A 13,828-nucleotide genomic window follows, 5' to 3' on the forward strand; every position below is an offset into this window, starting at 1 on the left:
TTGGGGACGTGCGGTACCGGGCTGGCCTCGCCATCTGGCGAAGCGTCGCGGCCAGTCCGCGAGGGGGCGTCGTCTCCGCCCCACGCGGGAAGATCAGCGGTCATCCGGATGACGATATGGCATCGCAGCGCGGCATGACAGCGGCTTACACCATCATTTCTCGACGATCTCTCATGGGACTGGCGTCGGCCTCAGCGCTTTGAGGGTGTAAATGGCCTCCAACGCCTCCCGTGGGGCGAGCGTATCGGGATCCAACGCGTCTAGCGCGGCGAGCAAAGGGTCCGGACTCGCCGTGGGTGGTGGCGGCGCGAAGAGCGGCAACTCCTCCGCGAGTGGGGTCAGCCCCCTCGCGCGTTGCTCCAGGGCCTTCAACACCGACTCGGCCCGCGCCAGGGTCGCGCGCGGCACGCCGGCGAGCCGCGCGACATGCAGCCCCCAGGAGCGTTCGGCGGCCCCGGGCGCCACGCTGTGCTGGAACACCACCTGGCCGCGATGCTCGCGCACCTGCATCGCCGCCGGGGCCAGCTCCGGCAGGCGGCCCGCAAGCGCGGTGAGTTCATGGAAATGCGTGGCGAAGATCGCCCGCGCGCGGATGCGGTCATGCAGCGCCTCCAGCACCGCCCAGGCGATGGCCAGCCCGTCCCAGGTCGCGGTGCCGCGGCCGACCTCGTCCAGCACCACGAAGCTGCGCGGCCCCGCCTGATGCAGGATGGCGGCGGTCTCGGTCATCTCGACCATGAAGGTGCTGCGGCCGCCGGCCAGGTCGTCGGCCGCGCCCACCCGGCTGAACAGCCGGTCCACGATGCCGAGCCGGGCCTCGGTGGCGGGCACGAACATCCCCGCCTGGGCCAGCACCACGATCAGCGCGTTCTGCCGCAGATAGGTGGACTTGCCCGCCATATTCGGCCCCGTCAGCAGGCAGAGCCGCCGCCCAGGAGACAGGTCGCAGTCATTCGGCACGAAGGCCGGCCCCTTGGCGCGGGCCAGGGCCGCCTCCACCACCGGATGCCGCCCGCCAAGCACGCAGAAATCGGTGCGCCCGGTCATGACCGGGCGGCACCAGCCACGGGCGGCGGCCATCTCGGCGGCGGCGGCCTCGACATCCAGTGCCGCGAGGGCAGCGGCCAGGGCCCAGATCGGCTCGGCCGCAGCCAGCACCCGCTCGCGCAAGGCTCGCAGCACCAGCGCCTCCCGCCGCGCCGCCTCGGCACCGGCCTCCGACAAGCGGCGGTCCAGGGCCGCGAGGGCGGTGCAGGTGAAGCGCACGGCACTGGCCATGGTCTGGCGATGGATGGGGGCATAGCCCTCGGCGGTCTTCGGCGGCGCCCGCAGCAGGGTTTCCGCCACCGCCGCCGGGGCCTCGGCCAGATAGCCGAACTGCTGGTGATGCCGGATCTTGAGGCTGGCGATGCCCCAGGCCTGGGCGAGGTCCATCTGCATCGCGGCGATCGCACCCCGCGCATCGTCCCGCAGGCGCCGCAGCGCATCCAGCTCGCCATCATAGCCCGGGGCGATGCTGCCGGGATCATCCAGGCGCGGCGGCAAGGTCGCGGCCAAGGCGGCATCCAGCCCCAGATCCGGGGCGGCGCCGAGGCGGCCGCGCGCCGCCGCCAGCAAAGCGGGCAGCGGCGCCGCCCCCTCCGGGTCCAGCCCGCCGCCGATCCCCGGCCGCTGGCTCAGCGCCGCCTCCGCCTGCCCCGCGCGACCAATGCCATCGCGGATGGCGGCGAGGTCGCGGGGGGAGAAGCGGTCGAGCGCGATGCGGCCGATGGCGCGGGCCATGTCCGGCGCGCCTTTCAGGGCCTCCCGCAACAGCCGTCGTGCCGGTGGGGCGGCGAGCAGCCAGGCGACCGCGTCATGCCGCGCCTCGATCGCGGCCAGGCTGGTCAGCGGCGAGGCGAGGCGCCCGGCCAGTTCCCGCGCCCCGGCGGCGGTCAGGGTCCGGTCCACCGCCGCCAGCAGGCAGTCGCGCGGGGTGCCGCGCTCGCTATGGGTGATCTCCAGCGATTTGCGGGTGGCGGCATCCATGGCCAGCACCTCTTGCCCGCCCTGGGGGTCGGGCGGCAGCAGCCGCGGCATCCGCCCGCCCTGGCTGGCGGCGGCATAGTCGGCGGCCATGGCGGCGGCGGCGATCTCGCCCTCCGAAAAACTGCCGAAGCCATCCAGGGTGGCGACGCCCAGCAGCCTCGCCAGATGCGCAGCCGGGGCGCTAGGCGGGATCGCCGGCCGGGCATCCTCGCGCGCCAAAACCACGCCGGGGCCGGCCAGCACCTCGGCGGGATCGATGCGCGCCAACAAGGCACCGAGGCCATCCGCCCCCACCGCCTCGGTGCAGAAGGCGCCGGTGGAGACATCGAGCCAGGCGGCACCAAAACCCTCGCCATCCGCGACCACCGCCATCAGCCAGGCCGGGCGGCCGCCATCCAGCAGCGCCTCCTCCGTCACCGTGCCGGGGGTGATGAGGCGGACGACCTCGCGCCGGATGGTGGGCGCGCGCCGCTTCTTGGACTCCTCAAGCGATTCCATCTGGTCGCAGATCGCGACCCGGAAGCCGCGGCGGATCAGCCGCGCGAGATAGGCCTCGGCCGCGTGATGCGGCACGCCGGCCATCGGGATCGGCTTGCCGCCATGCTCGCCGCGATGCGCGACCGCGAGGTCCAGCGCCTCGGCCACCGCATGGGCGTCCTCGAAGAACATTTCGTAGAAATCGCCCATGCGGAAGAACAGCAGCGCATCCGGATGCGCGGCCTTGGCCGCGAACCATTGCGCCATCGCCGGCGTCGCACCTGTCGCATCATGAGCATCCATGCGGCACTTCTAGAACAGCCACCGCGCGAGCACGATATCGCCGCCGGTTCTACCGCACCCGCGAAGCGGCCGTCTTGCGGGTCCTTTCGGTTCCTCCATGATGGCGGCAACCGAGGGAATAGACGTCGCCATGGACAGCCTGCCGATCAAAGACGCGCGCCCCGCGCGCATCACCCGTGAAGAAGCCTTGGCGATGCACGCCGAAGGCCGTCCGGGCAAACTCGAAATCCGCCTGACCAAACCGCTCACCACCGCGCGCGATCTCAGCCTCGCCTATTCGCCCGGCGTCGCCGAGCCGTGCCTGGAAATCCATCGCGACCCCGCGACCGCCTATGACTACACGACCAAGGGCAACAGCGTCGCCGTCATCTCCAATGGCACGGCGGTGCTGGGGCTCGGCAATCTCGGCGCGCTGGCCTCCAAGCCGGTGATGGAGGGCAAGGCGGCGCTGTTCAAACGCTTCGCCGATGTGGACAGCGTCGATCTCTGCATCTCGACGGAGGATGCGGATGAGTTCGTGAACTGCGTGCGCTACCTCGGCCCCAGCTTCGGCGGCATCAACCTTGAGGACATCAAGGCGCCGGAGTGTTTCGTCATCGAGCAGCGGCTGCGCGAGCTGATGGACATCCCGGTGTTCCATGACGACCAGCATGGCACCGCCATCGTCGCCGCCGCCGGCATGATCAATGCCTGCCACCTCACCGGCCGCGACCTCAAGACCACGCGCATCGTCATCAACGGCGCCGGGGCCGCCGCCATCGCCTGCGCCGAGCTGATCAAGGCCATGGGCATCCGCCCGGACAATGTCATCCTCTGCGATACCAAGGGCGTGGTCTATCGCGGCCGCACCGCGGGCATGAACCAGTGGAAATCGGCGCATGCCGCCAGCACGGAATGCCGCACGCTGAGCGAGGCGCTGGAGGGGGCCGACATCTTCTTCGGCCTGTCGGTGAAGGGCGCGGTCACGCCCGATATGCTGAAGCTGATGGCGGACAGGCCGATCCTCTTCGCGATGGCGAACCCGGACCCGGAGATCACCCCGGATGAAGCCAAGGCGGCGCGGCCGGATTGCATCATCGCCACCGGCCGCTCCGACTACCCGAACCAGGTCAACAACGTCCTCGGCTTCCCCTTCATCTTCCGCGGCGCGCTGGATGTGCGCGCCAGCACCATCAACGATGCGATGAAGATCGCCGCGGCCGAGGCGCTGGCGACCCTGGCGCGGGAAGATGTGCCGGAGGAGGTGTCGGGCGCCGGCGCCGGGCGCTCGCTGCGCTTCGGGCCGGAGTACATCATCCCCAATGCCTTCGACCCGCGGCTGATCTCCCGCGTCTCGCCCGCCGTCGCCAAGGCGGCGATGGAAAGCGGCGTCGCGCGGCGGCCCATCGCGGATCTGGCGAAATACGCGCGCGGCCTGTCGGCGCGGCTCGATGCCGGCGTCGGCGCGCTGGAGAAGATCACCGAGGTGGTGCGCGAAAGCCCGCAGCGCGTGGTCTTCGCCGAGGGCGAGGAGGAGACGGTGATCCGCGCCGCCATCGCCTTCCGCAACGCGGGCTATGGCAATCCGGTACTGGTCGGGCGCGAGGACCGCATCCACGCCATAGCCGCCGCCCTCGGCATCCCGCTGCCGGAGGGCATGGAGATCGCCAATGCGCGGCTCTCGGCCAAGAACCGGGTCTATGCGGACTGGCTCTACGCCCGGCAGCAGCGGCACGGGATGCTGCTGCGCGACTGCCAGCGGCTGGTGAACCAGGACCGCAACGTCTTCGCCGCCTGCATGGTGGCCAATGGCGATGCGGATGCGCTGGTGACGGGGCTGACGCGCTCCTATGCCTCGGCCCTGGAGAATGTGACGACGGCGATCGATCCGCGCCCGGACAGCGTGATGTTCGGCGTGACCATGATGCTGGCGCGCCGCTCGGGCACCGTGCTGGTGGCCGATACGGCCATCCATGAGCGCCCCGATGCGACCACGCTCGCGGAGATCGCGGTGCAGACGGCGGGGCTGGCGCGGCGGCTGGGGCTGGCGCCGCGGGTCGCCTTCCTGTCCTTCTCCACCTTCGGCGATCCCAAGGGCAGCATCCCCGGGCCGATCCGCGACGCGGTGCGGCTGCTGGATGGGCGGGAGGTCGATTTCGAATATGACGGCGAAATGGCGGCCGATGTGGCGCTCGATCCGGCGCTGCGCTCGATCTACCCGTTCTGCCGCCTGACCGGGCCGGCGAATGTGCTGGTCATGCCGGGGCTGCATGCCGCCCATATCCTGACCAAGGCGGTGCCGCGGCTCACCTCGGCCACCACCATCGGGCCGGTGCTGATGGGGCTGACCCGCCCCGTGCAGATCGTGCCGATGGGGGCCGGGGTGAACCAGATCCTGGATATGGCCTGCTACGCCGCCTATGCGGCGGTGGTGCACCAGGCCGCCGAATAGGGTGCGGGGGGGCCGCCGTGCCCCCTTCCCGATCAGACCCTGAGCGTGCCGCCCATGGCGCCGGCATAGCGCGCGGCGATCTTGTCCCAGTCCAGCACGTTCCACCACGCGGCCAGATAGTCGGCCCGCTTGTTCTGGTAGCGCAGGTAATAGGCGTGCTCCCACACGTCATTGCCCATCAGCACGCGCTGGCCCTCCATCAGCGGCGTGTCCTGCGCGGGCTTGGTCACCAGCGCCAGGCCGCCCGCCGGCGTCACCGTGACCATGGTCCAGCCGCTGCCGAAGACGCGCATGCCATTGGCGTTGAAGTCGGTCTTCATCTTCGCGAAGCCACCGAGGTCGCGGTCGATCGCAGCCTTCAGCGCGCCCCCCGGCTCGCCACCCGCGCCACCCATGATCTGCCAGAACATGGAATGATTGGCATGGCCGCCGCCCATGTTGCGGACGGCGGTGCGCACCGCCTCCGGCACCCGGGCAAGGTTCATCAGCAGCTCGTCGAGCGGCAGGGCCGCGAGTTGCTCCTGGTCCTTCAAGGCCGCGTTCAGCCCGGCGACATAGGCGGCATGATGGCGGTCGTGATGGATCTCCATCGTCATCGCATCGATCGCCGCCTCGTTCTTGTTGGCGTCGTAGGGCAGCGGCGGCAAGGTGAAGGGGCCGGTGGGCGCCGCGGGCGCCGCGGCTTGGGCAAAGACGCGCCGGGGCATGGTGAGGGCGAGGGCCGCGCCCCCGAGCAGCAGGGAACGTCGAGCGGGCTGGAACATGGGTGTCCTCCTTCGTACCGGGCGGTAGGGCCGCCGCCATGCCTCACATGGCATTGCCAGAACGAATCCGGAGGGGGTCCGGCCGGCCTATCGACGAAAGCGTGAGAAGAACCCGGCGATGATGGCGCCGGTGCCCTCCATCGGCAGATGCCCGGCACCGGCAAGCCGCAGCAGCCGGACGGCCACGCCCTCATGGCAATCGGTGGCATCGCGCGCGTCCATCAGATCCTCGGCCCCCACGGCGCCGCAGCCGTTCCGCCGCGCGAAGACGGCCTGGCTGTCCGGTCGCGACAGCATCCGGCCCCGTGCATTGGCGAAGCCGGCCCAGGGAAAGGTCGGGTCGCCATCGCCCGAGACGAACAGCACCGGCAAGGGCGGCCCCTCGGCGCAGGCGGCCGCCTGGGTGTCGGACACGCCCGCGCTGACCACCGCGATGGCGGCAAAGCGGCGCGGGGCCGCGCAGCCCGCCGTGACCGTCATCAGCCCGCCCACCGAGAAGCCGGTCAGGAAGACCCGCGCCGGATCGGCCATGCCATCGGCCACCAGCCGCGTGACCAGCTTCTCCAGGAAGGCGAGGTCATCGACCGGCGCGCCATCGGGCATCGTCGCCGGCACAGCGGGGCCCCGCAGCAAGGGCGAGGCATATTGCCAGCGCCGGTTCACCCCGACCGGCCAGGCAACGGCGAAGCCCGCCGCCGTCGCCGGGCCGTCCAGGTTCAGCACGGCGCGAAACCCGTCCGGATCGTCGCCCGCGCCATGCAGGGCGAGGATCAGCGGCCAAGGGCCGGGGGATGCATCGGGCGTGACCAGCCGCACCGGCCGGTCCAGCCCCTGGTTGTGCTGGACCAGCGTGACCTCGGCGGCCCACGCGGCCACCTGCGTGAAGAGGGCGCAGAACAGGCCGAGCCAAAGCCTCACTCGGCCTTGATGCCGGCGGTTTCGATGACGCGGGTCCATTTGGCCGTCTCCGCGGAAATAAAGCTGGCGGTCGCTTCAGGGGTGCGTCCCTCGGGCGGCGGCACATCGACCCCGAGCCCGGCCAGCCGCTCCGCCAGCGCCGGATCGGACAGCGCCCGGCCGATCGCGGCCGAGAGCCCGGCAACCGTGGCGGGCGGGGTGCCGGCGGGGGCCAGGATCGCGTTCCAGGTGGTGGCGACGAAGCCAGGCACCGTTTCGGCCAGGGTCGGCACCTCGGGCAAGGCGGGGCTGCGCGCGGCGCCTGTGGTGGCCAGGCCGCGCAGCGTGCCGGCCCGCACGGGGGCCGCTCCGGTCGCCACGCTGTCCATGAGCAGCGAGATGCGCCCCCCCAACAGGTCCTGCAAGGCCGGCGCGGTGCCGCGATAGGGGATGTGCTCGGCCTGCACCCCGGTCATGGATTTCAGCAATTCGACGCCGAGATGCGACGATCCTCCGGTGCCGCTGCTGCCATAGGCGAGCGGCGGATTGGCGGCGCGCAGGGCCGCGAGCAGCGCCGGCATATCCGCCCAAGGCGCGCGGGGCCCGACCAGCAGCACCATCGGCACCACGCCGACCAGCGCCACCGGGGCGAAGTCGACGGCGGGATCGAAGGGCAGCCGCGCGCCCTGCAACGCGCGATGCACGGCATGGACCACGGTGGTGAAGAGCAGCGCCGAACCATCCTTCGGCGCATGGGCCACGGCCTCGGTACCGATCATCGCGCCGCCGCCCGCGCGGTTTTCCACCAGCACGCGCTGGGGCAGTTCGGCAGACAGGCGCTCGGCGAGCAGCCGCGCCACCACATCGGTGGGGCCGCCGGCGGCATAGGGCACGATGAGGCGGATCGGGCGATCGGGGGCCCAGGTCGGCTGGGCCGCTGGCTGGGCGAAGGCGCGCCCCGCGAAAGCCAAGGCGGGTGCTGCCAGGATGATGCGACGTGTTGTCATTCTTATTGTCCTCCCGCCGCAGCCTCGCGCGTCGCGCCGGGTGGGGAAAGAGGCGCCAGGACCTTGTCGGTGTAATTGCAGAACGCCATTGCGACGCAGCGCCAGCATTCCGGCGCCCGCGCCTTGCAGACATAGCGCCCGTGCAGGATCAGCCAGTGATGCGCGGGGCCGATCAGCTCGGGCGGGCAGCGCGCCATCAACAGATCCTCGACCGCCCGAACCGTCTTGCCCGGCGCGAGCCCGGTGCGGTTGCCGAGGCGGAAGATATGCGTGTCCACCGCCATCGCCGCCTCACCGAAGGCGACGCTGAGGACGACATTGGCGGTCTTGCGGCCGACGCCCGGCAGCGCCTCCAGCGCCGCGCGATCGTTCGGCACCTGGCCGGCGTGGCGTTCCAGAAGCTGTGCCGACAGGGCCACGACATTCTTGGCCTTGGTGCGCCAAAGGCCGATGGTGCGGATATGCGCCGCGACGCCCTCCTCCCCCAGCGCCACCATCGCCGCCGGATCCGGCGCGGCGGCGAAGAGCCCGACCGTGGCGCGATTGACCGAGACGTCCGTTGCCTGCGCCGAGAGCGCGACCGCGACCAGCAAGGTATAGGGGTCGGAAAAGGCCAGTTCGGTCTTCGGCGTCGGGTTCGCCGCGGCCAGGGCCCGCAGGAAAGCCTCCGCCTGGGCCGCGCTCATGCGGCGGGCGCGGCGTGGGGTCGCGGCACTGCCGTGCAGCGCGGCTTTACGGAGGGGCTTTGGGGATACGGCCATGGTCGAATCCAAGGGCTAAAGCAGTATCGCCCCCGGTTGAAGGGAGAAGCGTTTCACGCCGCGATGAATTCGCCCTCATGACCGAACCGGAGGCGCCCCTGTTCGAGGCCATCAGCACGCCGAATGCCAGCGTCACCCGTGGCACCCTGCTCGGCGTCGCGGGGGTGCTGGCGGCTGGGGCCGCGGCGACCAGCGTGCTCTTCCTCTGGATCGGCGCCTGGCCTGTGTTCGGCTTCCTCGGCATCGAGATGGCGGTGGTGCTGGGGCTGCTCCTGACCCATGCGCGCCGGTCTTCCCGTAGCTACGAACGCCTGCTGCTGGCCGAAGGGCGCCTGACGATCGAGCGCCGGGATGGGCGCGGCCGCAAGGAATCGCTGGCCCTGGACCCGTATTGGACGCGCATGGAATGGCAGGACGCGCCGGGGACGCCGCTCCTGCTGTCATGCCGTGGGCAGCGTGTCGAAATCGGGCGCCATCTGAATGCGGCGGAGCGGCGCTCCCTGCATGGGGCGCTGGCGGCGGCGCTGCGGGCGTGGAAAACACCCGTCTTCAACAACCCACAGTTGTAAATTACGCTCGATGTGTGGGGCTACTCGGGCGGTGCCATCGCGCGGATGAGTTCGAAGACCCGCTTGCGCACGGCCGGATCGGTGATGCGGTAATAGGCGCGGACCAGATCCAGGGTTTCGCGGCGATGCAGCGTGTCGTCCTCAAAGCCTTCCTGGGTCTCGGCGAAGCCGTTCATCAGCCGGCGGGCACCGGAGCCTGCCTCACCGGGCAGATCGTCGAAGAAGAAGCCGATCGGCACATCCAGGACCCGGGCCAGATCGAACAAACGGCTGGCGCCGACACGATTAACGCCGCGCTCGTATTTCTGCACTTGCTGGAATGTCAGGCCAAGCGCCTCGCCCAGCTTCTCCTGGCTCAGCCCAAGCAAGGTCCGGCGCAGGCGCACGCGGCTACCGACATGCACATCGATAGGGCTGGGCCGATGCTCGCGCTCGGCCTTTTCAGGCGTCTCTTCCTTGGCCATCGATGCCTCCGGTGCGAGAGTTTCCGGCGTCCTGCCTGATAGGGTACGAACGAGGGGCACCCCCGATTCCACTGCCACCGGTGGTAATCGAACGGAAAGAATCAGTCAACTCATTCGACTTATCTCTTTTTTGGTATTCGCCTGAGGCCGTGCCCGCCGGTGCAGCCACAACCCCAGGGCGCTCCCCAGCAGCAGCAGCACCCCCGGCGCGATAATCCCGGCTCGGGCAAAGACCGTCGGCGGCAGCGCCTGCGGCAGGGGCGCAATCAGCAGCCCGGCCTCGCCCAGCCCCAGCCGCCCCACCACACGTCCGCGCGCGTCAAAAACCGCCGAAATGCCGGTTTGCGCCGCACGCACCAGCGGCAACCCCTCCTCCACCGCGCGCAGGCGGGCGGCGGCGAGGTGCTGGTGCGGCCCCGCCGAGATGCCGAACCAGCCGTCATTGGTGACGTTCAGCAGCCAGCCCGGCCGCACGGCCCCGACCACGGCGCCGGGGAAGATCACCTCGTAGCAGACCAGCACACCGGCCGCGGGCAGGCTGGGCAGCGGCAGCGCCACCGGCCCTGGCCCGGCCGAGAAATCCCGGGCGCCATGCACGAGGCGGATCGGCAGGATGCCCCTGAGCGGCATGTATTCGCCGAAGGGCACCAGATGCGCCTTGTCATAGACGCCCACCACCTCGGCCTGGGCATCCACCGCCACCAGGCTGTTGAACAGCGCGCTCAACTGCCCGCCCGCATCGAATTCCGCCCGCACCGAGCCCGCAAGCAGCAGCCCATCCTCGGGCAGGCTTTCCACCGCGAGGCGCCGGGCCTCGGGGTCCGAGGCCAGCAGGAAGGGGCTGGCGGTCTCCGGCCAGATCGCGACAGGGCGCGTGCCCGGGGGCACGGCGGCGATGCCGTCACGGGTCATCTCCAGATGGGTGCGGAAATTCGGCCAGCGGCGGTCCTCGCGCCACTTCGCTTCCTGCGGGATATTCGCCTGCACGATCACCAGCGAGACCGGCAGCGGCGGCGGCTCGGCCTGCCACAGCCGCGCGGCGCCGGCGGTCAGCACCAGCAGCAGCCCCAGCCCGCCTGCCAGGAAGGGCCGCAGCCCCAGGATCGGCAGCGCCGCGAGGACAATGGTCGCAAGGCCAAGCCCATGCACGCCAACCAGCGCCACCCCCTGCAACGGCACGGCATCGAAGGCCCAGACCGTCCCGATCAGGTTCCAGGGGAAGCCCGTGAACGCCACGCCCCGGACCATTTCCGCCACGGTCCAGGCGCAGGCAAAGCCCAGCACGCGGGCCCAGCCCGGCCGTGCCGCCCAGGCGACCAGCGCCGGCAGCACCAGGAAGGCCCCGAGCGGCAGCGACAAGGCGGGCACCGCGAGTGGCACCAGCCACCACCAGCTCGCGACATCGGTCAGCAGCGCATAGGTGATCCAGTAGAGCCCGGCGACGCAAAATCCCCAGCCGAAGAACAGCCCGCGCCATGCCGCCGACCGCCACCCGGCCGCCGCACCCAGCATCGCGAGCAGCCCGGGAATGGTCAGCCACAGCACCGGCACGGCGAAGACCGGCGGCAAGGCGGCGGCGGAGAGGGCGCCCAGGCCGAAGGCCGTGGCACCGGCGCGCCAACCGTGGCGCGCGGCGAGATGCGCGAGATAGCGGGAGAACATGCCGCCCCCGCTAGCCGTGCCGCGCGATGGGCGCAATCACTCGGCGGCTTGGGCCGTCATCCCCGGCCGCCGCACCCGCAGCCGCCGGATGCGCCGGGCATCCGCTTCCAGCACGCGGAACTCCAGCCCGGAGGAGGCGTGGCTCACCAACTCGCCCCGCGCCGGCACCCGGCCGGCGATGGTCAGCACCAGCCCGCCGACGGTGTCGATGTCGGCGCCACGCTCCTCATCGGTCAGCACCGGGCCCATCCGCTCCTCGAAGGCCTCGACCGGCATGCGGGCATCAAGGTCGAGGCTGCCATCGGGGCGTTCCACCGCCTGGGGCGGGGATTCCTCGTCATGCTCATCGGCGATGTCGCCGACGATGGTCTCGACCAGATCCTCGATCGTCACCAGCCCGTCGATCCCGCCGTATTCATCGACCACCAGCGCCAGATGCATCCGCGCCAGCCGCATCTGCAGCAGCAGGTCCAGCACCGGCACCGAGGGCACCACCAGCAGCGGCTGCCGCAGGATCGCCTGCAGGCTGAAGGGCGCATCGCGCCCGACCGCGGCGAAGACATCCTTGATGTGGATCATGCCGACCACGTCATCGAGGCTGTGGCGATAGACCGGCAGCCGCGAATGCCCCTCGCGCTGGATCAGGCGGATGGCCTGCTCCAGGGTCAGATCCTCCGGCATGGCCACGATATCGGCGCGCGGCACCATGACGTCATAGGCGGTCTTGCCGCGCATCCGCAGCACATTGCCCAGCAGCGCGCGCTCGCCGGCATCCAGCGCCTCGGCGCTGCCTTCCTCCGGCGGGCCGTCCTCGTCGCCCTCGACCAGCGCCTCGAATCGGTCGCGGAAGCTCGCCTTGCGGCGGCGGGACATCAGCCCTTGCAGACGGCGCAACAGCACGTTGCGGGCGTCGCCCTCGGTCTGGCTCATGTCAGCCCCCGCCACGGGTTGGGGCGGCCGAGGCGGCGCATGACGCGCGCCTCCGCCTGCTCCATCCGCCGGGCCTCGCCCGCGTGGATATGGTCGTGACCCGCCAGATGCAGCACGCCATGGGCGACCAGATGCGCCAGATGGTCGGCGACGCGGCGGTTCGCGGCGCGTGCCTCGCGCCGCACGGTGCCGAAGCCCAGCGCCACGTCGCCCAGAACCCCCGGCACCCCGGCTGGAAAGGAGAGCACGTTGGTCGGCTTGGTCTTGCCGCGATGGTCGTGGTTCAGGCGCTTGAGCGCCCGGTCATCGGCCAATAGCACCACGATCTGGCCCTGAGCGGGCTGCCCGCGCGCGGCGCATTCGGAAAGCGCCGCGGCGGCTGCCTCTCGGACGATACGTTCGGGGTCACGCATGGCACCGCGCCAACCGGCGTCCTCCAGCATGACCTCCACAGCCAAAGGCCCGGCGGGAGTTGTCCCGCCGGGCAATCTACTTCCCGGTTCCATCACTCTCCCTCATGCGGGGCCGCAGGCGAGCATTGCGCTCGCCAGACCCCACGTCCTGTTGTGCCTCGGCCCGAGCATAGGCCGAGACGATACGCTGCACCAACGGGTGCCGTACCACATCGCCCTCGGCGAAGCGACAGACGCCGATCCCCGGCACGCCGTCCAGGATCGACAGCCCCTCGACCAGCCCGCTGCGGGTGCCCTGGGGCAGATCGACCTGGGACGGATCCCCGGTCACGACCATCCGGCTGCCCTCGCCCATGCGGGTGAGGAACATCTTCATCTGGGCCGCGGTGGTGTTCTGGGCCTCGTCCAGGATGCAATAGGAATGGGCGAGGGTGCGGCCGCGCATAAAGGCCAGGGGGGCGATTTCGATTTCTCCGGACGCGATGCGGCGGGCCACCTGATCCGCCGGCAACATGTCGTGGAGCGCGTCGTAGAGCGGACGCAGATACGGGTCCACCTTCTCCTTCATGTCGCCCGGAAGAAAACCGAGCCGCTCGCCCGCCTCGACCGCGGGGCGGGACAGCACGATGCGATCCACCTTCTGCGCGAGCAGCAGCGCGACGCCCTGGGCCACGGCAAGATAGGTCTTGCCGGTGCCGGCGGGGCCGACGCCGAACACCATCTCATGCCGCGCCAACAGGTCGATGTAGCCGGCCTGGGCCGGGGTGCGCGGCTGGATCGCGCCTTTTCGGGTGCGGATCGCGGGCAGGTCGCCCATGGGCAAGCGCGGACCGTAGCCATCGGCAAAGCCCCCGGCGAGGGCCAGGGCAGCATCGACCTCCCCCATGGTGAGGCTCTCGCCCCGCTCCAATCGTTGCCACATTCGCTTCAAGGCGGCTTCGGCCATCTCGGTCGAGACGCCGGTGATGGCGATCTGATTGCCGCGAGCAGAGATACGGACGCCGCATTTCTGCTCGATCCGGGCCAGATGCCGGTCATGCTCACCCACAAGAAGGGGCAACAAGGCGTTGTCCGGGAATTCCAGGGTGGTGCGGTTGCGGGGCGGGGTGGGGGGCATCGCGC

12 protein-coding genes are annotated in these 13,828 nt (G+C 70.8%); 2 read left to right on the forward strand and 10 right to left on the reverse strand.

Annotation, left to right across the window (positions count from 1 at the left end; genetic code table 11):
• Positions 1-171: 171 nt before the first annotated feature.
• A complete protein-coding gene (gene mutS / locus C8P66_RS11000; protein WP_111398312.1) occupies positions 172-2,808 on the reverse strand; it encodes a DNA mismatch repair protein MutS in 2,637 nt (878 codons plus the stop codon).
• Positions 2,809-2,905: 97 nt separating this feature from the next.
• On the opposite strand from mutS, the gene C8P66_RS11005 reads away from it, so the two are divergent.
• Positions 2,906-5,239, forward strand: a complete 2,334-nt coding sequence (locus tag C8P66_RS11005) for an NADP-dependent malic enzyme (RefSeq protein ID WP_456303642.1) — start codon at positions 2,906-2,908, stop codon at positions 5,237-5,239.
• Positions 5,240-5,271: 32 nt separating this feature from the next.
• On the opposite strand, the gene C8P66_RS11010 is transcribed toward C8P66_RS11005, so the two are convergent.
• The 4 genes from C8P66_RS11010 to nth form a co-directional block, all read right to left on the reverse strand.
• A complete protein-coding gene (locus C8P66_RS11010; protein WP_111398314.1) occupies positions 5,272-6,003 on the reverse strand; it encodes a superoxide dismutase in 732 nt (243 codons plus the stop codon).
• An 87-nt stretch (positions 6,004-6,090) separates the two neighbouring features.
• Complete coding sequence (locus C8P66_RS11015) at positions 6,091-6,921, reverse strand: alpha/beta hydrolase family esterase (RefSeq protein ID WP_158537209.1); 831 nt, start codon at positions 6,919-6,921, stop codon at positions 6,091-6,093.
• Complete coding sequence (locus tag C8P66_RS11020) at positions 6,918-7,907, reverse strand: Bug family tripartite tricarboxylate transporter substrate binding protein (RefSeq protein ID WP_158537210.1); 990 nt, start codon at positions 7,905-7,907, stop codon at positions 6,918-6,920. Before C8P66_RS11020 ends, C8P66_RS11015 begins: the two co-directional genes overlap by 4 nt.
• Positions 7,908-7,909: 2 nt before the next feature.
• Complete coding sequence (gene nth / locus C8P66_RS11025; protein ID WP_408882058.1) at positions 7,910-8,668, reverse strand: endonuclease III; 759 nt, start codon at positions 8,666-8,668, stop codon at positions 7,910-7,912.
• Between the two features lie 77 nt (positions 8,669-8,745).
• On the opposite strand from nth, the gene C8P66_RS11030 reads away from it, so the two are divergent.
• Entirely contained in the window at positions 8,746-9,237 is a 492-nt protein-coding gene (locus C8P66_RS11030; protein ID WP_111398318.1) for a DUF2244 domain-containing protein, read from the forward strand.
• Between the two features lie 20 nt (positions 9,238-9,257).
• Here the strand turns inward: C8P66_RS11030 and C8P66_RS11035 are convergent, their stop codons facing one another.
• The 5 genes from C8P66_RS11035 to C8P66_RS11055 form a co-directional block, all read right to left on the reverse strand.
• Positions 9,258-9,701, reverse strand: a complete 444-nt coding sequence (locus C8P66_RS11035) for a helix-turn-helix domain-containing protein (protein WP_111398319.1) — start codon at positions 9,699-9,701, stop codon at positions 9,258-9,260.
• A 105-nt stretch (positions 9,702-9,806) separates the two neighbouring features.
• Positions 9,807-11,363, reverse strand: coding sequence for an apolipoprotein N-acyltransferase (gene lnt / locus C8P66_RS11040; RefSeq protein ID WP_111398320.1), 1,557 nt, complete (start codon positions 11,361-11,363; stop codon positions 9,807-9,809).
• Positions 11,364-11,399: 36 nt separating this feature from the next.
• The gene (locus C8P66_RS11045) at positions 11,400-12,293 is read right to left on the reverse strand and encodes a hemolysin family protein (RefSeq protein ID WP_111398321.1); all 894 of its coding nucleotides are present in this window, start codon (positions 12,291-12,293) and stop codon (positions 11,400-11,402) included.
• The gene (ybeY, locus tag C8P66_RS11050; RefSeq protein WP_245903434.1) at positions 12,290-12,706 is read right to left on the reverse strand and encodes an rRNA maturation RNase YbeY; all 417 of its coding nucleotides are present in this window, start codon (positions 12,704-12,706) and stop codon (positions 12,290-12,292) included. Before ybeY ends, C8P66_RS11045 begins: the two co-directional genes overlap by 4 nt.
• A gap of 76 nt (positions 12,707-12,782) precedes the next feature.
• Positions 12,783-13,823: a PhoH family protein gene (locus C8P66_RS11055; RefSeq protein ID WP_111398322.1), complete on the reverse strand. Its 1,041-nt coding sequence runs from the start codon at positions 13,821-13,823 to the stop codon at positions 12,783-12,785.
• Between the last annotated feature and the right edge of the window lie 5 nt (positions 13,824-13,828).

Source organism: Humitalea rosea (assembly GCF_003253705.1).
GTDB lineage: Bacteria > Pseudomonadota > Alphaproteobacteria > Acetobacterales > Acetobacteraceae > Humitalea > Humitalea rosea.

Bases quoted from the DNA above. Each gene is read 5' to 3' on its own strand.
- ybeY (WP_245903434.1), bottom strand. From the start codon at position 12,706: ATGCGTGACCCCGAACGTATCGTCCGAGAGGCAGCCGCCGCGGCGCTT.
- C8P66_RS11035 (WP_111398319.1), bottom strand. From the start codon at position 9,701: ATGGCCAAGGAAGAGACGCCTGAAAAGGCCGAGCGCGAGCATCGGCCC.
- C8P66_RS11055 (WP_111398322.1), bottom strand. From the start codon at position 13,823: ATGCCCCCCACCCCGCCCCGCAACCGCACCACCCTGGAATTCCCGGAC.
- nth (WP_408882058.1), bottom strand. From the start codon at position 8,668: ATGGCCGTATCCCCAAAGCCCCTCCGTAAAGCCGCGCTGCACGGCAGT.
- mutS (WP_111398312.1), bottom strand. From the start codon at position 2,808: ATGGATGCTCATGATGCGACAGGTGCGACGCCGGCGATGGCGCAATGG.
- C8P66_RS11045 (WP_111398321.1), bottom strand. From the start codon at position 12,293: ATGAGCCAGACCGAGGGCGACGCCCGCAACGTGCTGTTGCGCCGTCTG.
- C8P66_RS11020 (WP_158537210.1), bottom strand. From the start codon at position 7,907: ATGACAACACGTCGCATCATCCTGGCAGCACCCGCCTTGGCTTTCGCG.
- C8P66_RS11005 (WP_456303642.1), top strand. From the start codon at position 2,906: ATGATGGCGGCAACCGAGGGAATAGACGTCGCCATGGACAGCCTGCCG.
- C8P66_RS11010 (WP_111398314.1), bottom strand. From the start codon at position 6,003: ATGTTCCAGCCCGCTCGACGTTCCCTGCTGCTCGGGGGCGCGGCCCTC.
- C8P66_RS11030 (WP_111398318.1), top strand. From the start codon at position 8,746: ATGACCGAACCGGAGGCGCCCCTGTTCGAGGCCATCAGCACGCCGAAT.
- lnt (WP_111398320.1), bottom strand. From the start codon at position 11,363: ATGTTCTCCCGCTATCTCGCGCATCTCGCCGCGCGCCACGGTTGGCGC.